This window comes from Streptomyces sp. NPDC046465 (assembly GCF_040646035.1).
In the GTDB taxonomy this organism is placed as follows: domain Bacteria; phylum Actinomycetota; class Actinomycetes; order Streptomycetales; family Streptomycetaceae; genus Streptomyces.
Genome location: NZ_JBEYZK010000014.1, coordinates 127,270 through 147,580 on the forward strand (window position 1 = coordinate 127,270; position 20,311 = coordinate 147,580).

Here is a 20,311-nt window from a genome sequence, read left to right on the forward strand (position 1 = left end):
GGGACACCGGAGACACGGTGTCCCCCTTCTGGTGAAGACACCCGTCGTCTGCCCCTGTCGTCTGCCGAGGACCCCCGAGGACCCCTTCATGTACAAGCTCTTCTTCCACCTCGTCTTCAAGCGCATGGACCCGGAGCAGGCCCACCACATGGCCTTCCGCTGGATCCGTCTCGCGGCCCGCGTCCCCGTCCTGCGCACCTTCGTCGCGGCCGTCCTCGCCCCGCGCCACAAGGAGCTGCGCACCGAGGCCCTCGGCCTGCGGATGCACGGTCCCTTCGGGCTCGCCGCGGGCTTCGACAAGAACGCCGTCGCGATCGACGGCATGGCGATGCTCGGCTTCGACCACATCGAGATCGGCACCGTCACGGGGGAGCCGCAGCCCGGCAACCCCAAGAAGCGGCTGTTCCGCCTCGTCCCGGACCGCGCGCTGATCAACCGCATGGGATTCAACAACGAAGGCTCGGCGGCCGTGGCGGAGCGCCTGGCGGCGCGTACGCCCGTCTTCCGGACCGTCGTGGGAGTGAACATCGGCAAGACCAAGGTGGTCCCCGAGGAGGAGGCCGCCGCCGACTACGTGAAGTCGACCGAGCGGCTCGCCCGCCACGCCGACTACCTCGTGGTCAATGTCTCGTCGCCGAACACCCCGGGCCTGCGCAACCTGCAGGCAACCGAGTCCCTGCGGCCCCTCCTGACCGCCGTGCGCGAGGCCGCCGACCGCAGCGTCGAGGGCCGCCGGGTCCCGCTGCTCGTCAAGATCGCGCCGGACCTGGCCGACGAGGACGTCGACGCGGTCGCCGACCTCGCCGTCGAGCTCGGCCTCGACGGCATCATCGCCACGAACACCACCATCGCGCGCGAGAGCCTCGGTCTGACATCCGAACCCGCTCTCTACGGAGAGACCGGCGGACTGTCCGGGGCGCCGCTGAAGGAGCGCTCCCTGGAGGTCCTGAGGCGCCTCTACGCGCGCGTGGGCGACCGGATCACCCTCGTGGGCGTCGGCGGCATCGAGAACGCCGAGGACGCCTGGCAGCGCATCCTCGCGGGCGCCACCCTGATCCAGGGCTACAGCGCGTTCATCTACGAAGGGCCCTTCTGGGGCCGCACGATCCACCAGGGCCTCGCCGCGCGCCTTCGGACGAGCCCGTACGCCACCCTCGCCGACGCCGTCGGCGCCGACGTGAGGAACCCCACGTGAGCAGCACGAGCCCCCTGGATCCCTTCGGCACGCGCCTGCGCCACGCCATGGACGAGCGCGGCCCCCTCTGCGTCGGCATCGACCCGCACGCCTCGCTGCTCTCCGCATGGGGCCTGAACGACGACGTCGCGGGCCTGGAGCGGTTCACGGGCACCGTCGTGGAGGCGCTGGCCGAAACCGTCGCCGTGTTCAAGCCGCAGAGCGCCTTCTTCGAACGCTTCGGCTCGCGCGGCATCGCCGTCCTGGAGAAGGCCGTCGCGGAGCTGCGCGCGGCCGGTGCCCTGGTCGTCATGGACGCCAAGCGCGGCGACATCGGCTCCACCATGGCCGCGTACGCCGAGACCTTCCTGCACAAGGACTCGCCGCTGTTCAGCGACGCGCTCACCGTCTCGCCCTACCTCGGGTACGGCTCCCTGGAGCCGGCCGTCGAGCTCGCCCGCGAGAACGGCGCCGGGCTCTTCGTGCTCGCCCTCACCTCCAACCCCGAGGGCGCCGAGGTGCAGCACGCGGTGCGCGAGGACGGCCGCACGGTCGCGGCGACGGTCCTCGGGCACCTCGCCGCGGAGAACGCCGCCCAGCGGCCCCTGGGGTCCTTCGGAGCGGTCGTCGGCGCGACGCTGGGCGACCTGTCGTCGTACGACCTCGGGATCAACGGCCCGCTGCTCGCCCCCGGCATCGGGGCCCAGGGCGCGACGCCCGCCGACCTCCCCGGTGTCTTCGGCCCGGTTGTCCGCAATGTCGTACCGAGCGTCAGCCGCGGCGTGCTCCGGCACGGACCCGACGTCACGGGCCTGCGCGACTCCGCAGCGCGCTTCGCGGACGAGATCAGGGAGGCCGTCGAAGCGGCCTGAGAGGGGCAACGGACCCGCCGCGCGCACTCCGTTGACGGCCCGCTGACGAATTGCCGACCCAAATCCGGGGCGATATGCCCGATATGTACGGCTCGACAGAGGCTGACCAGGACTTTTCGTCTGTTCTCGCTGACTCCGGCGGCCATGCCCGCTAGTCTCCGACGAGAGCCAACGGGCAAGCGCGTTGCACGTTGCTCACCTGGTGTGGGGCGATTAGGTTCCGCACCGGTCCGTATCCGACAGTTCGACATCCGAGGTGACGTAGGCGTGGCTCTTCCGCCCCTTACCCCTGAACAGCGCGCAGCCGCGCTCGAAAAGGCCGCCGCGGCTCGCCGGGAGCGGGCCGAGGTCAAGAATCGACTCAAGCACTCCGGCGCCTCGCTTCACGAGGTCATCAAGCAGGGTCAGGAGAACGATGTCATCGGCAAGATGAAGGTCTCCGCCCTCCTGGAGTCTCTGCCTGGCGTGGGCAAAGTCCGCGCCAAGCAGATCATGGAGCGTCTTGGCATCTCCGAGAGCCGCCGTGTGCGCGGTCTCGGCTCCAACCAGATCGCGTCGCTCGAGCGAGAGTTCGGTGGCGGTGCCGCCGGCTGATGTTCTCGGGCATTCCTGAGAGCTGATGTTCTCAGGCACTCCTGAGAACCTGGATAATCGCTGCATGGCTGCAACACCCCGGGGGACGTCCCCCGTACCCCCGGACGTACGTCCGCGGCTGACCGTGCTCTCCGGCCCCTCCGGGGTCGGCAAGAGCACGGTCGTCGCTCATATGCGCAAAGAACACCCTGAGGTCTGGCTCTCGGTCTCGGCCACCACCCGCAAGCCGCGGCCCGGTGAGAAGCACGGTGTCCACTACTTCTTCGTCTCCGACGACGAAATGGACAAGCTCATCGCCAACGGCGAGCTCCTGGAATGGGCCGAGTTCGCGGGCAACCGCTATGGCACACCGCGTCGCGCCGTGCTCGACCGCCTGGAGGCGGGCGAACCCGTCCTCCTGGAGATCGATCTGCAGGGCGCGCGCCTGGTGCGCGAGTCGATGCCCGAGGCCCAGCTGATCTTTCTCGCCCCGCCGAGCTGGGACGAGCTGGTCCGTCGGCTCACCGGCCGGGGGACCGAGGCACCCGACGTGGTCGAGCGCAGGCTCGCCGCCGCCAGGATCGAGCTCGCCGCCGAGGCGGAGTTCGACACCACCCTGGTCAACACCTCCGTCGAGGACGTGGCCCGTGAGCTGCTAGCCTTGACCAAAGTTCTTTAGATCTTCACCCGTGTCCTGACGCCGGTCTCGACATCACTTGACCCCATCGGAAGGCGAAGAGTGTCCTCTTCCATCACCGCGCCCGAGGGCATCATCAACCCGCCGATTGATGAGCTGCTCGAAGCCACCGACTCGAAGTACAGCCTCGTGATCTACGCCGCCAAGCGCGCGCGCCAGATCAACGCGTACTACTCGCAGCTCGGTGAGGGCCTCCTGGAGTACGTCGGCCCCCTCGTGGACACCCACGTCCACGAGAAGCCGCTGTCGATCGCGCTCCGCGAGATCAACGCCGGTCTGCTGACGTCCGAGGCCATCGAGGGCCCGGCTCAGTAAAGCGGTTCGTACGTTCACCACAGGCCCGGCAGCACGGCTGCCGGGCCTGTGGTGTGTCATGGAGTGGTACGCATCCGAGTACGCATCCGCGTACGGATCCGAGTGCGGGGAGACAGAGGCAGTGGCCGAGAAGCCGAAGGTAGTCCTGGGAGTCAGCGGTGGCATCGCGGCCTACAAGGCGTGCGAGCTGCTGCGGCGGCTGACCGAATCCGGCCATGACGTGCGCGTGGTGCCGACCGCGTCGGCGCTGCACTTCGTCGGCGCCGCGACCTGGTCCGCGCTCTCCGGCAACCCCGTCTCGACCGAGGTCTGGTCCGACGTCCACGAGGTGCCGCACGTCCGCATCGGCCAGCACGCCGACCTCGTGATCGTCGCCCCGGCCACCGCCGACATGCTCGCCAAGGCGGCCCACGGCCTGGCCGACGACCTGCTCACCAACACGCTCCTGACGGCCCGATGTCCGGTGGTCTTCGCCCCGGCCATGCACACCGAGATGTGGGAGCACCCGGCCACCCAGGAGAACGTCGCCACCCTGCGCCGCCGCGGCGCCCTCGTCGTCGAGCCCGCCGTCGGCCGCCTCACCGGCGTCGACACCGGCAAGGGCCGCTTCCCGGACCCCGTCGAGCTCTTCGAGGTCGTACGCCGCGTCCTCGCCCGCAAGGACCTGGCGCAGGACCTCGCGGGCCGCCATGTCGTCGTGAGTGCGGGCGGCACCCGCGAACCCCTGGACCCGGTCCGTTTCCTGGGCAACCGCTCCTCGGGCAAGCAGGGCTACGCGCTCGCCCGCAGCGCCGCCGCGCGCGGCGCCCGCGTCACGCTCGTCGCGGCCAACGCGGCGCTGCCGGACCCGGCGGGCGTCGACCTCGTGCCGGTCGGCACCGCCGTGCAGCTGCGCGAGGCCGTCCTGAAGGCCGCGGCCGACGCCGACGCCGTGGTGATGGCGGCCGCCGTCGCCGACTTCCGGCCCGAGACGTACGCGGCGGGCAAAATCAAGAAGAAGGACGGCCAGGACCCGGCGCCGATCGCCCTGGTCCGCAACCCCGACATCCTCGCCGAGATCGCGGGGGAGCGGCCCCGCGCCGGTCAGGTGGTCGTCGGTTTCGCCGCCGAGACGGACGACGTGCTGGCCAATGGCCGCGCCAAGCTCGCCCGCAAGGGCTGCGACCTGCTGGTCGTCAACGAGGTCGGCGAGCGCAAGACCTTCGGCTCCGAGGAGAACGAGGCCGTCGTGCTCGGTGCGGACGGCAGCGAGACGCCCGTCCCGTACGGCCCCAAGGAGGCCCTCGCGGACACGGTCTGGGACCTGGTCGCCGAGCGGCTGTCCTGACTTCTCCCCCAACCCCACTCTGTCTCACCATCCGGACAGTGGCCGGTTCCGGTGTCTCACTTTCGCCTCTTGGCGGAACTTGGCCACATTCAGGTGCTTCTCTTGACGGAGTCTGTGCAGGCAGGGCTCAATGTCATCTTCGCCCCATCGGGCGCCTCAAACCCGGGAAAATGGGGTGCGAGGCCCTTTGGCGGAGGCGGATCGTCGTACCGCGCAAAGCAGTGCCGCTGGTCACAGGCCTCCCAAGTGGCGAGACATGTGGCCCGGCGGCCGAGTGTGACCGATAAACTGGTCTCGGACGACGCCGGGCGCAGCTCCCGGCCGTCCACCCATGATCAGCCAGCAGCCGCTGCAACCACAGGGAGCGATGTGTCCCGGCGCCTCTTCACCTCGGAGTCTGTGACCGAGGGTCACCCCGACAAGATCGCTGACCAGATCAGCGACACCATTCTCGACGCGCTTCTGCGGGAGGACCCGACCTCCCGGGTCGCCGTGGAGACGCTGATCACCACCGGCCTCGTCCACGTGGCCGGTGAGGTCACGACGAAGGCGTACGCGCCGATCGCGCAGCTCGTGCGCGACAAGATCCTCGAGATCGGTTACGACTCCTCGAAGAAGGGCTTCGACGGCGCCTCCTGTGGCGTCTCGGTGTCCATCGGCTCGCAGTCCCCCGACATCGCGCAGGGCGTCGACACGGCGTACGAGAAGCGCGTCGAAGGCGATGAGGACGAGCTCGACAAGCAGGGCGCGGGCGACCAGGGCCTGATGTTCGGCTATGCCTGCGACGAGACGCCGGAGCTGATGCCGCTCCCGATCCACCTCGCGCACCGCCTCTCGCGCCGCCTCTCCGAGGTCCGCAAGAACGGGACCATCCCGTACCTGCGCCCCGACGGCAAGACCCAGGTCACCATCGAGTACGACGGCGACAAGGCCGTCCGCCTCGACACGGTCGTGGTCTCCTCGCAGCACGCGAGCGACATCGACCTGGACTCTCTCCTGGCCCCCGACATCCGCGAGTTCGTGGTCGAGCCCGAGCTGAAGGCCCTCCTCGAGGACGGCATCAAGCTGGAGACCGAGGGCTACCGCCTCCTGGTCAACCCCACGGGGCGCTTCGAGATCGGCGGCCCGATGGGCGACGCCGGCCTCACCGGCCGCAAGATCATCATCGACACGTACGGCGGCATGGCCCGCCACGGCGGCGGTGCCTTCTCCGGCAAGGACCCGTCCAAGGTCGACCGCTCCGCCGCCTACGCCATGCGCTGGGTCGCCAAGAACGTCGTCGCGGCAGGCCTCGCGGCCCGCTGCGAGGTCCAGGTCGCGTACGCCATCGGCAAGGCCGAGCCCGTCGGCCTCTTCATCGAGACGTTCGGCACGGCCACGGTCGACACGGACAAGATCGAGGCGGCCATCGCCCAGGTCTTCGACCTGCGCCCGGCCGCGATCATCCGCGACCTCGACCTGCTCCGCCCGATCTACTCGCAGACCGCCGCGTACGGCCACTTCGGCCGGGCGCTCCCCGACTTCACGTGGGAGCGCACGGACCGCGTGGACGCGCTGCGGGAGGCGGCGGGGCTGTAGTCCCGGCCCCCTGTTGTTCCGACGAGGCCCGGTACCCCTGCGGGGGTGCCGGGCCTCGCTGCGTGGGCGGGGCTTCGAGGACAGGCTCTGAGCACTGTCAGTGCGGTCTGGTAGGAATGCAGCTGTGAGCAGGGAGAACGAAGGGTTCGAGGGCGGCGGGGGAGCCGCGGAGCCGGAGCAGCTTGCGCTCATTCGGGAGTCGGTGCGCCGGGCCAAGGTGCCGCGGGCCAAGCCGCGGACGTGGCGGGGAGCCGCGCTGGCCAAGGAGTTGCCGGTCGCGCGCGTGCTCGTCGACAAGGGGGTACTGCATCTCGACCGGTACTTCGACTACGCCGTGCCCGAGGAGCTCGATGCCGTGGCGCAGCCCGGGGTGCGCGTCCGGGTGCGGTTCGGCGCCGGGTCGCGGAACGTGCGCGAGGGGCGGCGTGAAGGAGGCGGTCTCATCGACGGCTTCATCGTCGAGCGGTGCGCCGATAGCGATTACAGCGGGCCGTTGGCGGCCCTGGCCCAGGTCGTGTCGCCGGAGCCCGTGCTCGACGCCGGGCTCCTCGAGCTGTACCGGGCGGTCGCCGACCGGTATGCGGGCAGCCTCGCCGACGTGCTGCAGCTGGCGATCCCGCCCCGGCACGCGCGGGCCGAGGCGCGACAGATGCCCGAGCCGCCCGCCCCGCCCCCACCGCCCGAGGCGGGGAGCTGGCAGCGGTACGGACACGGGGCCGAGTTCCTGCGGGCGTTGGCCTCGGGGGGCGCGCCCCGCGCCGTATGGACCGCGCTGCCGGGGCCGCAGTGGGCCGAGGAGATCGCCCGCGCGGTTCAGGCCACGCTCGCCTCGGGGCGCGGCGCGCTCGTCGTCGTACCGACCGGGCGTCCCGCCGCGCGCGTGGACGCCGCGCTCACCGAACTGCTCGGTGCGGGCCGGCATGCGCTCCTTACCGCCGATGCCGGGCAGGAGCGGCGCTATCAGGAGTGGCTGTCCGTGCGGCGCGGGGCCGTGCGGGCCGTCGTCGGCACTCGCGCCGCCATGTTCGCGCCCGTACGGGACCTGGGGCTCGTCGTCGTCTGGGACGACGGGGACACCAACCTCAGTGACGACCACGCGCCGTTCCCGCACGTGCGTGAGGTGCTCGAACTGCGGGCCTCGCGGGACAAGTGCGGTTTCCTGCTGGGAAGTTGGAGCTGCACGGTGGAGGCCGCGCAGCTCGTCGAGAGCGGCTGGGCCGCGCCGCTCGTCGCCGATCGCGAGCAGGTGCGGGGGGCCGCTCCGCTGGTGCGGACCGTGGGCGACGGAGACCTCGCACGGGACGAGGCGGCGCGGGCCGCCCGGTTGCCGACGCTGGCCTGGCGGGTGGCGCGGGAAGGGCTGAAGCACGGGCCCGTCCTGGTGCAGGTGCCGCGCCGCGGGTATGTGCCGCGGCTCGCCTGCGAGCGGTGCAGGGAGCCCGCGCGGTGCCGGCGGTGCGCCGGGCCGTTGGAGGCACAGGACAGTGGATCCGCCCTACGGTGCGGCTGGTGCGGGGTGGAGGAGGCGCAGTGGCACTGCGAGTCGTGCGGTGCGTTCCGGCTGCGCGCGCAGGTGGTCGGGGCCCGTCGGACCGCCGAGGAACTGGGGCGGGCGTTTCCCGCGGTGCCGGTGCGGACATCGGGGCGCGAGCAGGTGCTCGACACGGTGCCGGGCGGTCCCGCGCTTGTGGTGAGCACGCCGGGGGCGGAGCCCGTCGCCGAGGGCGGTTACGCGGCCGCCCTGCTGCTCGACGGGTGGGCCATGCTGGGCCGCCCCGATCTCCGGGCGGGCGAGGACGCGCTGCGGCGGTGGATCGCGGCGTCGTCGCTGGTCCGTCCGCAGGGCGAGGGCGGCACGGTCGTGGTCGTCGCCGAGCCGACGCTGCGGCCCGTGCAGGCGCTGGTGCGGTGGGACCCCGTCGGCCACGCGGTGCGGGAGCTCGCGGAGCGGGCCGAGCTGGCCTTCCCGCCGGTGTCGCGGATGGTGGCGGTGTCCGGGGCGCCCGAGGCGCTGTCGGAGTTCCTGGCGGGCGCCGAACTGCCGCGGGACGCGGTGGTGCTGGGGCCCGTGCCGGTACGGGAGGCCGGGCAGGCACCGGCCCGGCGGGGCGGGGGCGCGCCGACGGGGGAGCAGACGGAGCGGGTGCTCATCCGGGTCCCTCCGGGGAGCGGCGCCGCGCTCGCGGCCGCACTGAAGACGGCGCAGGCGGCGCGGATGGCCAGGGGGGCCAAGGGTGCGAGGGAGGCCGGGGGCGAGGCGGTGCGGATCCGGGTGGATCCGCCGGACATCGGCTGACACCGCCGGTTGTCGTCTCTGGTTGTCGTTGGGCCGGTTGTCGTTGGGCTGGGGGCTGGGGTCTGGCCTGGTTCGGTCCTGTGCCGAACCGGCACAAAGCTGCCCCCTCGTCCTTGGCGGAGGAGCGAGGAGGCAGCGGTCGGGACGGGACGTCAGCCGTTGCGGGGGCCGGGAAAAGCGTTCGGCCTGGCTTCTTCGCGGAGCGTGGGGCTGCCCGCGGTGGGCTGGGTCGGCATCGCGCGGGCGGCGGGGACGGACGGCAGGGGGACGGACGGCAAGGGGACGCCGACCGGCAGCGGACGCGTCGCGGTGACCGTCGCCGTGGCTGCGGCCGCCACCGAAGGCGCGGGCGTCTCCGTGGCGCGCTCCGCCTCGGCCGCCGCCTGCGTGGTGGCCCGCCGCGCGCCGTAACGACGGTGGACCGCCTGCTTGGTGACGCCGAGGGCCGAGCCCACCGCGTCCCACGAGAACCCGAGCGAGCGGTCGAAGTCCACCGCCGCGGTCACCAGTGTCTCGACGCTGTCCCGCAGTTCCTGGGCGAGACGGACGGTCGGGGCGGGGGCCCGCCCGTACACGACGAATCCCGCGGACGGGCTGGAGCGGCGCGGGCGGTAGACGTTGCCGAGCTGGGCGGTGAGGGTACGCAGCGCGTCCACCTGCCGGCGGACCCGCTCGATGTCCCGCACCAAGAGGTGCAGGCTGGCCCGTGCCTGGGCGTCGTGGGTTGCGTGGTCGGCCATGAACAAGCCTCTCGAACCGGCGTTTAAAAGGATCGGGCCGCATCCGAGGCCCGTTGTGGTCAACTCTTTCTTGACCAACGCGCTAGTTCGTGTGGGGTCACGGTGCAGGGGCGTATGTGCATATGCACAGGGCGCGCGCCGATTCGTACGCCCCCGACGGCGTCAACCACCCGTCTCGCGAGGACCGTCCCGGGCGGGCTCCCGGAGCGGCCCATAGACTGGTGCGCTGCCGTCGCCCCACCCCGCCGCCGTCGCCCCACCCCAGAGATCCGAGGTACCCACCAGTGAAGCTCGTCTTCGCAGGCACTCCCGAGGTCGCCGTCCCCGCCCTTGACGCCCTGATCGCCTCCGACCGGCACGAGGTCGCCGCCGTCGTGACCCGTCCGGACGCGCCCGCGGGACGGGGGCGCAGGCTCGTCGCGAGCCCGGTCGCGGAGCGCGCGGTGGAGGCCGGCATCGAGGTGCTCAAGCCCGCGAAGCCGCGTGACGAGGACTTCCTGGCGCGGCTGCGCGAGATCGGCCCCGACTGCTGCCCCGTCGTCGCCTACGGCGCGCTGCTGCCCAAGGCCGCCCTGGACGTCCCGGCCCGCGGCTGGGTCAACCTGCACTTCTCGCTGCTGCCCGCCTGGCGCGGCGCCGCTCCCGTGCAGCACGCGGTCCTCGCGGGGGACGAGATCACCGGTGCCTCCACCTTCCTGATCGAGCAGGGACTCGACTCCGGGCCGGTGTACGGCACGGTGACGGAGGAAGTGCGGCCCACCGACACCAGCGGCGACCTGCTCACGCGGCTCGCGTTCGCGGGTTCGGGGCTGCTCGTCGCGACCATGGACGGCATCGAGGACGGCAGCCTGCACGCGGTGCCGCAGCCGGCCGACGGCGTCACTCTCGCTCCGAAGATCTCCGTCGAGGACGCCCAGGTGGACTGGGCGGCACCGGCCCTGCGTGTCGACCGCGTGGTGCGCGGCTGCACCCCCGCCCCCGGCGCCTGGACCGTCTTCCGCGGCGAGCGTCTGAAGATCATCCAGGCGGCGCTCGTCCAGGACCGTACCGACCTCGCGCCCGGTGAGCTGTCCGCGGCCAAGAACAACGTGTACGTCGGTTCCGGATCGCACGCCGTCGAGCTGCTCTGGGTCCAGCCGCAGGGCAAGAAGCCGATGCGCGGCGCGGACTGGGCGCGCGGGGTGCGGATCGCCTCCGGCGAGCGGGTGGGCGCGGGCGACGTAGGCTGAACGATGGGCCTGACCGGCCCGTTCCGTCTCCCGGCCCGCCGGGCCGTCCTCGTGGCGTGGCCCTGCGGTCCCTCACGAGCATTCGAACCAGAGCATCCGAACCAGAGCATCCGAGCATCCGAACCAAAGCATTCGAACCATTCAGCAGCGGAGCACCTTTGAACGACCAGCCGAACCGGCCTCCCCGCAAGTCCTCCGGCAAGCCGGGGAAGTCCGGCAAGCCCTACCGCCGCCCGCAGAAGGACCCCGTCCGCTTCCTCGCCTTCGAGGCGCTGCGGGCCGTAGACGAGCGCGACGCGTACGCGAACCTCGTCCTGCCGCCGCTGCTGCGCAAGGCCAGGGAGAAGCAGGAGGGCTTCGACGCCCGTGACGCCGCGCTCGCCACCGAGCTGGTCTACGGAACCCTGCGCCGCCAGGGCACGTACGACGCCATCGTCGCGGCCTGCATCGACCGGCCGCTGCGCGAGGTCGACCCGCCGGTCCTCGACGTGCTCAACATGGGCGTGCACCAGTTGCTCGGCACCCGCATCCCGACGCACGCCGCCGTCTCCGCCTCCGTGGAGCTGGCGCGCGTGGTGCTCGGCGACGGGCGGGCCAAGTTCGTCAACGCCGTGCTGCGCAAGGTCTCCCAGGACGATCTGGACGGGTGGGTGGAGAAGGTCGCGCCGCCCTATGACGAGGACCCCGAGGACCACCTGGCCGTCGTCCACTCGCACCCCCGCTGGGTCGTCTCGGCGCTGTGGGACGCGCTGGGCGGCGGCCGCGCCGGTATCGAGGACCTGCTGGAGGCCGACAACGAGCGGCCCGAGGTGACGCTGGTGGCGCGGCCGGGACGGGCCACCGCCGAGGAGCTCCTCGACTCCGTGGGTGAGGACTCCGCGCTGCCCGGGCGCTGGTCGCCGTATGCCGTGCGGCTCAGCGAGGGCGGCGAGCCGGGGGCCCTGGAGGCCGTGCGCGAGGGTCGCGCGGGCGTGCAGGACGAGGGCAGTCAGCTGGTCGCGCTCGCACTCGCGAACGCCCCGCTGGAGGGTCGCGACGAGAGGTGGCTCGACGGCTGCGCGGGCCCCGGCGGCAAGGCCGCCATGCTCGCCGGGCTCGCCGCCGGGCGGGGCGCCGCGCTGCTCGCCGCCGAGAAGCAGCCGCACCGCGCCGGTCTTGTCGCGCAGGCGCTCGCGGGAAATCCCGGGCCGTACGAGGTCATCGCGGCCGACGGCACCCGTCCGCCCTGGCGGCCCGGCACCTTCGACCGCGTCCTGATGGACGTGCCCTGCACGGGACTCGGCGCGCTGCGCCGCCGCCCCGAGGCCCGCTGGCGGCGCCGTCCGCAGGATTTGGAGGGCTTCGCGCCGCTGCAGCGCGGGCTGCTGCGCACGGCGTTGGAGTCCGTGCGCGTCGGCGGCGTCGTCGGGTACGCCACCTGCTCGCCGCACCTGGCCGAGACGCGGGCCGTCGTGGACGACGTGCTCAAGCAGTCCGGCGGGGCCGAACTCATCGACGCGCGGCCGCTGTTGGCGAACGTACCGGCGCTGGGCGATGGCCCCGACGTACAGCTGTGGCCGCATCTGCACGGGACGGACGCGATGTATCTGGCGCTGATCCGGCGGACCGCCTGACGGTCGTGCGCGTCGGCCCGCCGGTCAGGGTCCCTCTTCGGCGCCCTCTTCGGCTCCCTCATCGGCGAAGTGCACGTTGCCGTCCTCGTCGAGGGCGGGGTGTATCGGGCCGGGGGCGTGGCTGTTGACGTCGGAGGGGCGGGGGCCTTCGGGGCCGTCGGGGCCCCAGCGCAGCAGCCTGCGGATGCGGCCGATCCGGGAGACGGTGCCCTGGAACTCGATTTCGTTGAGGTGGCCTGCGCGGAGCCGGCCGGCGGCCTCGGCGTAGACCGCCAGCTCCGCCGCCGCGGGGTCGGTGCCCTCGGCGGTCAGGGTGCGGGCGTCGGTCGCCACGTCGGCGTCCATGGGGATGAGGCCGCATCTGCGCGGCTCCCACCAGGTCAGGGAGAAGTACAGCGTCTTCCGGGCGTCGTGCGCGCTGACGTGCAGGGCGCTGCCCGGCGCCCAGTTGCCGTCGCTGCGTTCCACGACCGCGAACGTGGCGGGCAGCAGCAGGACGTCGGGGTGACTCCGCACGGCCCGGTGCGAGTCGGCGCGTACCTGGTCGGGGTAGCGGGAGCCGGTGTACTCAAGGGCGCGCAGCGCGAGGCGTTCCGCGGCCTGCGCCGGAGTGACGGGGGCGGCGGGGTCGAGGACAAGGCCTTCGTCGATCTTCGGATGCCTGACACCGCGGTCCCAGTCGGGCGAGGCGTGGTGTTCGTCGGTCGGGCGGGGCTGCTCGATGCCGCCGTGCACGTCCAGACCGACGTACTCCTCGGCCCGCACGATCCGGTAGCGGGTGCCGGTCACGGTGAGTTCGTCGACGCACTCGCTCTCCAGCCGGGCCACCGCCGCCAGCAGAGCACGTCTCTCCGCCCTGTCCCGGGCATCGTCCTTCGCCCGGAACCACAGCAGCGAGAGCAGGTCGTCCCGGGCCTGCTGCGGACATCCCTGTGTCACCTCGCCGGTCACCCGCCACCGCCCGCCGTCCTCCCGACGCTGCGCGGCCACCCCGAACAGGGGGCCGCGCACGGCGAGCGAGCCGGTCCGCGACGCGGCGTCGGATGCGTCGGCCTCCATGGCCGCTTCCACCGGCTCCACCGGCATTCGCACTGTCATCGGCCATGTCCGGCCCGGCCTCGCGTCCTCCTGGCTCATGCCACCATCCTGGCGGCCTCCGTACGCTGCCGTGCCGGTTTCCTGAATTGTCCGGTTCCCTCAGGGGGGCAGACCGGTTCCCTCAGGGGTCCAGATCGGAGCGCGGCCACCACACCTTCGCGCCCACGTCCAGGAAGAGCGACGTCACCAGGACCGAACGTACGACGAACGTGTCGAGCAACACGCCGAGCGCCACCGCGAAGCCGATCTCGGCGAACGCCACCATCGGAAGCGTGCCGAGCGCCGCGAACGTGCCCGCGAGGACCAGGCCCGCCGAGGTGATCACCGCGCCGGTCGCGGCGAGGGCCGTCAGGACGCCCGCGCGGGTGCCCTGGCGGCTCGCCTCCTCGCGGATGCGGGTGGACAGGAAGATGTTGTAGTCGATGCCGAGCGCCACCAGGAACACGAAGACGAACAGCGGGAAGTCGGTCGGCTCGCCCGCGTAGTCGAAGAGGTGGCGGAAGGCCAGGGCGCTCAGGCCGAGGGCCGTCGCGAAGGACAGCACGACCGTCGCGATCAGCAGGAGCGGGGCGACCACCGCGCGCAGCAGGACGCCGAGGATCAGCAGGACCACGACCAGGACCAGCGGGATGACCAGCTTGTTGTCGTGGGCCGTGGCGCGGTCCATGTCGAGCAGGGCGGCCGTGCCGCCGCCCACCCGCGCGTCCGCGCCGGGGACGGCGTGCACGGCTTCGCGCACCCGCTCCACGGTCCGCTTGGCGGCCGCGCTGTCGGACGGGTCCTTCGGCGTCGCCTCGAACAGCACCTTGCCGTCGTGCTCGGGCTTCGTCCCCGGCGGTACGACGACACTGCCGGGCTGCACGCCCCGGGTGCCCGCGACGATCTCGCCGATCCGGTCGCCGCGCGCCGTGTCCGCCACGATCACCAGCGGATCGCCGGAGCCCGCGGGGAAGTGGCGTGCGAGCACCTCCTGGCCGGTGATCGATTCCGGCTTGTCGGTGAACGCGTCGGCGTTGCTGAGCCCTTCGGCCCGCAGCTGCAGCAGGCCGAGCGAGAGCAGGGCGAGGACCACCCCCGTGACCGCCCAGATCAGCCGCGGGCGGCGGGCGATGCGCCGCCCCGTGCGGGCCCACAGGCCGTGCTCGGTGGGTTCGGGAGAACCGGCGTGCGGGACCAGCGGCCAGAAGAACCACCTGCCGAAGATCACCAGGAGGGCGGGGAAGAGCGAGAGCATTGCGAGGAGACCGATGGCGACGCCGATCGCGGCGACCGGGCCGAGGCCGCGCGTCGAATTCATCTCGGCGGCCAGCAGCACCAGCATGCTCAGGACGACGGTCGCACCCGAGGCGAGGACCGCGGGGCCCGCCCGGTGCAGGGCGAGGGCCATCGCCTCGTGGCGGTCCTCGTGGCGGCGCAGCTCTTCGCGATAGCGAGCGACGAGAAGCAGGGCGTAGTCGGTCCCCGCGCCGAAGACGAGCACGGTCAGGATGCCCGCGCTCTGGCCGTTGACGGTCAGGTCCGCGTGCGCGGCGAGCAGGTAGATGAGCGCCTGGGCGGTGAACAGCGCGGTGATGACGGCGATCAGCGGGGCAAGGAGCAGCGTCGGGCTGCGGTAGGTGAGCAAGAGGATCACGACGACGATGCCCGCCGCCGAGAGCAGCAGCGTGGAGTCGATGCCCTCGAAGGCCTCGGCGGAGTCGGCGGCGGTGCCGCCCGGCCCGGTGACGTGCACGGAAAGGCCTGCACCGCCGTCGCCCACCCGCTCCTTGACGGAGTCGACGGCGGGCCCGATGCGTTCCCAGCCCTCGGCGTCCATGGTGATCGGGACGACGACCTGGGCGGCCTCGGCGCCCGCCTTCCGGTCGTACAGGGGGCCGCGGGTCTCGGCGCCCCGGACGCCGTGGGCGCGCAGCTCCCGGGCCTGTCGGACGTCCGCCGCGATCCGCGAACGGTCCGCCGCGGTGAGGCCGCCTTCGCGGGCGTACACGACGATGGCGGGGATCGCCTCGGGCCTGAACCCGTCGGAGATGTCAAGGACTTGGGTCGATTCCGCGGAGCCGGGCAGCCAGGATTCCGCGTCGTTCTCCTGGGCGTCGGTGAGCTTCTGGGCCAGCGGCGCGGCGACGATGATCACCACCAGCCAGAACAGCACCACCAGCCACTTGGTGCGCCGCCCGCACACCAGCCACGCGACCCCGTGCCGCCCCTGCCGCCGTACGTCCGCCATGGCTTCCCCCCGCTCGCCGTGCGCGGTGCCGCTGGACGATCCAGCATGGCACCGGGCGTGCGGGGGCGGGAGCCGCTGTGCCCATGCGGTGGACTGCTGCTCGCAACGCGTGCCGGGCATGGGAGGCTTGGGGCATGGCCGTGCAGATCAACCCCAGCATCCTGTCCGCGGACTTCGCCCGTCTTGCCGAGGAGGCAAAGGCGGTCGAAGGCGCCGACTGGCTCCACGTCGACGTGATGGACAACCACTTCGTCCCGAACCTCACCCTGGGAGTGCCGGTCGTAGAGTCCCTGGCCCGTGCGACGGACACGCCGCTGGACTGTCACCTGATGATCGAGGACCCCGATCGCTGGGCCCCGCAGTACGTCGAGGCGGGTGCCGGATCCGTCACCTTCCACGCGGAGGCCGCCGCGGCCCCGGTCCGCCTCGCACGCGAGATCCGGGCCAAGGGTGCCCGCGCCTCCATGGCGCTGAAGCCGGCGACGCCCATCGAGCCGTACGAGGACCTGCTCCCCGAGCTCGACATGCTGTTGATCATGACGGTCGAGCCGGGCTTCGGCGGCCAGTCCTTCCTGGACATCATGCTGCCCAAGATCCGCCGCACCCGTGACCTGATCGGCAAGCACGGCCTGGAGATGTGGCTGCAGGTCGACGGCGGTGTCTCGGCCGAGACCATCGAGCGCTGCGCCGACGCGGGCGCCGACGTATTCGTCGCGGGCTCCGCCGTCTACGGCGCCAAGGATCCGGCAGACGCGGTACGTTCATTGCGCACCCAAGCCGAGGCAAAGACAGCGTCAAGCGCATGGGCGTGCGACCACTGAGCCACGAGAACGTGAACGCAGTCCCTCAGGGCTGATCAACTAGGCCGGATCTGCAAGGATGAACGGCGAACCCAGTTTGTGAACAGCAGTGAGGAGAGCGCCGTGTCGGCCATGTCGGCGGGTCGGTCAGCCATGCGGATGGGACCCGCGGAGCTGGTGCAGGCGGCGGCCATGGCCCGCCGCTTCTACCTCGAGGGCAAGTCCAAGATCCAGATCGCCGAGGAGTTCGGCGTCAGCCGCTTCAAGGTGGCCCGGGTCCTGGAGACCGCCCTGGAGCGGGATCTCGTGCGCATCGAGATCAGGGTGCCCGCAGAGCTGGACGCGGAGCGCTCGGACGCGCTGCGCGCCCGCTACGGCCTGCGGCACGCCGTCGTCGTGGAGTCGCCGGCGCCCGCCGACGAGATCGACGAGTCCCCCGATCCCGAGAACCTCGGCGAGGTGGCGGCGGACCTGCTCGGCGAGCTGGTCAACGAGGGCGATGTGCTCGGCCTCGCCTGGGGCCGCTCCACGATCCACATGGCAGCCGCGCTCAGCCAACTGCCGCCGTGCACCGTCGTGCAGCTGACGGGCGTGTACGACGCGGGGACCGCCGAGCGCGGCTCCGTCGAGGCCGTCCGCCGCGCCGCCCAGGTGTCCGGCGGCGAGGCCCACCCGATCTACGCGCCGATGCTGCTGCCCGACCCCGCCACCGCGGCGGCGCTGCGCAACCAGACCGGCATCGCCCGCGCCTTCGAGTACTTCGACAAGGTCACGGTCGCCTGCGTCTCCATCGGCTCCTGGGAGCCGGGCATCTCCACGGTCCACGACATGCTCAGCGACGAGGAGCGGGCGCATTACGCTTCGCTGGGAGTTGCTGCGGAGATGTCTGCCCATTTGTTCGATGCCGAGGGGCGCCGGGTCGGGCGGGACCTCGGGGAGCGGTGCATCACCGTCGAAGCGGATCGGCTCCGGCGCATCCCGGAGGTCGTCGCCATCGCCGGGGGGCAGCGGAAGGCTGCCGCCATCGACGCGGTGCTCCGGTCGGGGCTCGTCACCAGTCTGGTGACGGACACGGCGGCCGCTGACCAGTTGCTCGTCGCCGGGGCTGCGCCCCGGCCCGCGCTGAACCGGGCGGACCCGGACGGGAGCTGAGCGCCTGCGGGCCGTGGGGGCCGATCGCGCAGTTCCTCGCGCCCCTGAAGGGACGCCATGGCAAGGTCTGAGACATGCTGAACCGGTTTGTTCCCCGCGTCCTTGGGGTGCTGCTGCTCTGTCTCGGTGTCCTGGTGGCCGGGTGCTCCTCGGGCGGCACCGGCACCGGCACCGGCACCGGAGGGGACGCCCCCGGCTGGGCCCGCGGGATGGCCACCGTCCAGGTCGACCGCCTGCCCGCCGAGGCGCGGCAGACGCTGCGCCGCATCGATGACGGGGGCCCCTTCCCGTACGGGAAGGACGGCACCGTCTTCGGCAACTTCGAGCGGGAGCTGCCGCGCCGCGGACGCGGCTACTACCACGAGTACACCGTCCGCACGCCGGGCGAGCGCGACCGCGGCGCCCGGCGGATCGTCACCGGCAGCGGCGAAGAGATCTACTACACGGACGACCACTACGCGTCCTTCAAGGCGGTGCTCAGGTAATGCCCGGCGGTACTGACAGCGCACCCGACCCGCACGCAGCCGACCCGCTCGCGCCCGTGCTCGACGCGGCACGCGGCACGGGCTGGACCACCGCGACGCTCTCCCTGGCCGGAGTGGTGGACAAGGCCGCCTTCATGGAGCGCTGCGCCCGCGGCCTCGGCCTGCCCGACTGGTTCGGGCACAACTGGGACGCCCTCGCCGACTGCCTCACCGATCTGTCCTGGGCGCCCCGCGCGAGCGGGCGGCTGCTCGTCGTCTCCAACTGGCAGGAGTACGCGCGGGCGGCGCCGGAGGAGTGGGAGATCGCGCAGGAGGTGTTCACGGCGGCGGTCGGGCACTGGCGGGGCGCGGAGACCGGCCTGGAGATCGTCCTCGTGCTGGGGCCCTAGGCCCTCATCGACACGGAGCGTCGCGAGCGCTGAACGGACTGTTCCGCTTCACGGTCCCGCTTGGACGATCCGACCACCGGCCGCGTCGCCCGCCTGGGTGATCGTCCCAGGCCGCACAGCACCGGTGGCATGGGAGAATGAAGTACGTGCTTTCCCCCTGGCCTAACTGTCCGGGGGCCACCTCTGATCGACTGGGATGAGCAGCACGTGCGCTTCCTCAATGACATCCAGCCTGCGTACGACCTGACGTACGACGACGTCTTCATGGTCCCGAGGCGCTCCGCCGTCGGCTCCCGCCAGGCCGTCGACCTGTCCTCGCCCGACGGCACCGGTACCACGATCCCGCTGGTCGTCGCCAACATGACCGCGATCGCCGGCCGGCGCATGGCCGAGACCGTCGCCCGCCGTGGCGGCATCGTCGTCATCCCCCAGGACATCCCGATCGAGGTCGTCACCGACGTCGTCTCCTGGGTCAAGACGCGCCACCACGTCCTGGACACCCCGATCGTCCTGGCCCCCTCGCAGACCGTCGCGGACGCTCTCGCGCTGCTGCCCAAGCGCGCGCACGACGCCGGTGTCGTCGTCGACGCCGACCAGAAGCCCGTCGGTGTCGTCACGGACGCCGACCTCAGCGGCGTCGACCGCTTCACGCAGCTCTCCGAAGTCATGTCAAAGGACCTGCTGCTCCTGGACGCCGACATCGACCCGCGCGACGCCTTCAACAAGCTGGACGGCGCCAACCGCAGGTACGCCCCGGCCGTGGACAAGGAAGGCCGCCTCGCCGGCATCCTCACCCGTACGGGCGCCCTGCGCGCCACGCTCTACACCCCCGCCGTCGACGCCAACGGCGGCCTGCGCATCGCCGCCGCCGTCGGCATCAACGGCGACGTGGCGGGCAAGGCCAAGCAGCTCCTCGACGCGGGCGTCGACACGCTCGTCGTGGACACCGCGCACGGCCACCAGGAGTCGATGATCGCCGCGGTCAAGGCCGTGCGCGGACTCGACCCGCACGTCCCGATCGTGGCGGGCAACATCGTCGCCGCCGAGGGCGTGCGCGACCTGATCGAGGCCGGCGCGGACATCATCAAGGTCGGCGTGGGCCCCGGCGCGATGTGCACCACGCGCATGATGACCGGCGTCGGCCGTCCGCAGTTCTCCGCGGTGCTCGAATGCGCCGCCGAGGCCGCGAAGTTCGGCAAGCACGTGTGGGCCGACGGAGGTGTCCGGCACCCGCGCGACGTCGCCATGGCGCTGGCCGCCGGTGCGTCGAACGTCATGGTCGGCTCGTGGTTCGCCGGGACCTACGAGTCCCCGGGCGACCTCCAGCAGGACGCCAACGGCCGCCTCTACAAGGAGTCGTTCGGCATGGCCTCCGCCCGCGCGGTGCGCAACCGCACGAGCGAGGAGTCGGCGTACGACCGGGCCCGCAAGGCGCTCTTCGAGGAGGGCATCTCCACCTCGCGCATGTTCCTCGACCCGGCCCGGCCGGGCGTCGAGGACCTGATCGACTCGATCATCGCTGGTGTCCGGTCCTCCTGCACGTACGCGGGTGCGGGGTCGCTCGCGGAGTTCGCGGAGCGGGCCACCGTGGGTGTGCAGAGTGCGGCGGGGTATGCGGAGGGTAAGCCGCTTCACGCCAGCTGGAGCTAGCGGGTTCTCTTTGGGGGCGGGGGGCTGTGGGCTGCTCGTTCGGCTGCGGGTCGGCCGTGGCTTGTCGCGCAGTTCCCCGCGCCCCTGAAAGATTCG

General features: G+C 72.1%; 18 protein-coding genes. 15 read left to right on the plus strand and 3 right to left on the minus strand.

What is annotated here, in order from left to right; all coding sequences use genetic code 11:
* Nucleotides 1–88: 88 nt before the first annotated feature.
* The 8 genes from ABZ953_RS22750 to ABZ953_RS22785 all read left to right on the plus strand — a co-directional run bounded on the left by ABZ953_RS22750 (nucleotide 89) and on the right by ABZ953_RS22785 (nucleotide 8,832).
* Nucleotides 89–1,195 (plus strand): quinone-dependent dihydroorotate dehydrogenase, encoded by a 1,107-nt coding sequence (locus tag ABZ953_RS22750; RefSeq protein WP_361726714.1) that lies wholly within the window; start codon nucleotides 89–91, stop codon nucleotides 1,193–1,195.
* On the plus strand, nucleotides 1,192–2,046 hold the full coding sequence (gene pyrF, locus ABZ953_RS22755; protein ID WP_361726716.1) for an orotidine-5'-phosphate decarboxylase: 855 nt from the start codon (nucleotides 1,192–1,194) through the stop codon (nucleotides 2,044–2,046). Before ABZ953_RS22750 ends, pyrF begins: the two co-directional genes overlap by 4 nt.
* 267 nt (nucleotides 2,047–2,313) lie before the next feature.
* The gene (locus ABZ953_RS22760) at nucleotides 2,314–2,640 is read left to right on the plus strand and encodes an integration host factor (RefSeq protein ID WP_055564204.1); all 327 of its coding nucleotides are present in this window, start codon (nucleotides 2,314–2,316) and stop codon (nucleotides 2,638–2,640) included.
* Between the two features lie 64 nt (nucleotides 2,641–2,704).
* Complete coding sequence (gene gmk, locus ABZ953_RS22765) at nucleotides 2,705–3,298, plus strand: guanylate kinase (protein WP_361726718.1); 594 nt, start codon at nucleotides 2,705–2,707, stop codon at nucleotides 3,296–3,298.
* 60 nt (nucleotides 3,299–3,358) lie between these two features.
* Entirely contained in the window at nucleotides 3,359–3,631 is a 273-nt protein-coding gene (gene rpoZ, locus ABZ953_RS22770) for a DNA-directed RNA polymerase subunit omega (RefSeq protein WP_005319902.1), read from the plus strand.
* A gap of 121 nt (nucleotides 3,632–3,752) precedes the next feature.
* Nucleotides 3,753–4,958 carry a bifunctional phosphopantothenoylcysteine decarboxylase/phosphopantothenate--cysteine ligase CoaBC gene (gene coaBC, locus ABZ953_RS22775; protein ID WP_361726914.1) on the plus strand — a complete coding sequence of 402 codons (1,206 nt, stop codon included), beginning with the start codon at nucleotides 3,753–3,755 and terminating at the stop codon, nucleotides 4,956–4,958.
* Between the two features lie 369 nt (nucleotides 4,959–5,327).
* The gene (gene metK / locus ABZ953_RS22780) at nucleotides 5,328–6,536 is read left to right on the plus strand and encodes a methionine adenosyltransferase (RefSeq protein ID WP_361726720.1); all 1,209 of its coding nucleotides are present in this window, start codon (nucleotides 5,328–5,330) and stop codon (nucleotides 6,534–6,536) included.
* 124 nt (nucleotides 6,537–6,660) lie between these two features.
* Nucleotides 6,661–8,832 (plus strand): primosomal protein N', encoded by a 2,172-nt coding sequence (locus ABZ953_RS22785; RefSeq protein WP_361726722.1) that lies wholly within the window; start codon nucleotides 6,661–6,663, stop codon nucleotides 8,830–8,832.
* Between the two features lie 152 nt (nucleotides 8,833–8,984).
* Here ABZ953_RS22785 and ABZ953_RS22790 read toward each other — a convergent pair whose 3' ends face one another.
* The gene (locus ABZ953_RS22790; protein ID WP_361726724.1) at nucleotides 8,985–9,572 is read right to left on the minus strand and encodes a hypothetical protein; all 588 of its coding nucleotides are present in this window, start codon (nucleotides 9,570–9,572) and stop codon (nucleotides 8,985–8,987) included.
* Nucleotides 9,573–9,856: 284 nt separating this feature from the next.
* Here ABZ953_RS22790 and fmt point away from each other — a divergent pair, with 284 nt between their 5' ends.
* Together fmt and ABZ953_RS22800 are read left to right on the plus strand one after the other, a co-directional pair.
* Entirely contained in the window at nucleotides 9,857–10,801 is a 945-nt protein-coding gene (fmt, locus tag ABZ953_RS22795; RefSeq protein WP_361726726.1) for a methionyl-tRNA formyltransferase, read from the plus strand.
* A 158-nt stretch (nucleotides 10,802–10,959) separates the two neighbouring features.
* Nucleotides 10,960–12,414 (plus strand): transcription antitermination factor NusB, encoded by a 1,455-nt coding sequence (locus ABZ953_RS22800; protein WP_361726728.1) that lies wholly within the window; start codon nucleotides 10,960–10,962, stop codon nucleotides 12,412–12,414.
* Nucleotides 12,415–12,438: 24 nt separating this feature from the next.
* Here ABZ953_RS22800 and ABZ953_RS22805 read toward each other — a convergent pair whose 3' ends face one another.
* Nucleotides 12,439–13,512, minus strand: a complete 1,074-nt coding sequence (locus ABZ953_RS22805) for a DUF5954 family protein (RefSeq protein ID WP_361726730.1) — start codon at nucleotides 13,510–13,512, stop codon at nucleotides 12,439–12,441.
* A gap of 121 nt (nucleotides 13,513–13,633) precedes the next feature.
* Nucleotides 13,634–15,739, minus strand: a complete 2,106-nt coding sequence (locus ABZ953_RS22810) for an MMPL family transporter (protein WP_361726731.1) — start codon at nucleotides 15,737–15,739, stop codon at nucleotides 13,634–13,636.
* A gap of 134 nt (nucleotides 15,740–15,873) precedes the next feature.
* Here ABZ953_RS22810 and rpe point away from each other — a divergent pair, with 134 nt between their 5' ends.
* The 5 genes from rpe (at nucleotide 15,874) to ABZ953_RS22835 (ending at nucleotide 20,215) form a co-directional block, all read left to right on the plus strand.
* On the plus strand, nucleotides 15,874–16,560 hold the full coding sequence (rpe, locus tag ABZ953_RS22815; protein ID WP_361726733.1) for a ribulose-phosphate 3-epimerase: 687 nt from the start codon (nucleotides 15,874–15,876) through the stop codon (nucleotides 16,558–16,560).
* Between the two features lie 78 nt (nucleotides 16,561–16,638).
* Nucleotides 16,639–17,691: a sugar-binding domain-containing protein gene (locus ABZ953_RS22820; RefSeq protein WP_361726735.1), complete on the plus strand. Its 1,053-nt coding sequence runs from the start codon at nucleotides 16,639–16,641 to the stop codon at nucleotides 17,689–17,691.
* Nucleotides 17,692–17,765: 74 nt separating this feature from the next.
* Complete coding sequence (locus ABZ953_RS22825) at nucleotides 17,766–18,176, plus strand: ribonuclease domain-containing protein (RefSeq protein ID WP_361726737.1); 411 nt, start codon at nucleotides 17,766–17,768, stop codon at nucleotides 18,174–18,176.
* Complete coding sequence (locus ABZ953_RS22830) at nucleotides 18,176–18,565, plus strand: barstar family protein (protein WP_361726738.1); 390 nt, start codon at nucleotides 18,176–18,178, stop codon at nucleotides 18,563–18,565. Before ABZ953_RS22825 ends, ABZ953_RS22830 begins: the two co-directional genes overlap by 1 nt.
* Before the next feature lie 207 nt (nucleotides 18,566–18,772).
* On the plus strand, nucleotides 18,773–20,215 hold the full coding sequence (locus ABZ953_RS22835) for a GuaB1 family IMP dehydrogenase-related protein (RefSeq protein ID WP_361726740.1): 1,443 nt from the start codon (nucleotides 18,773–18,775) through the stop codon (nucleotides 20,213–20,215).
* Nucleotides 20,216–20,311 lie beyond the last annotated feature (96 nt).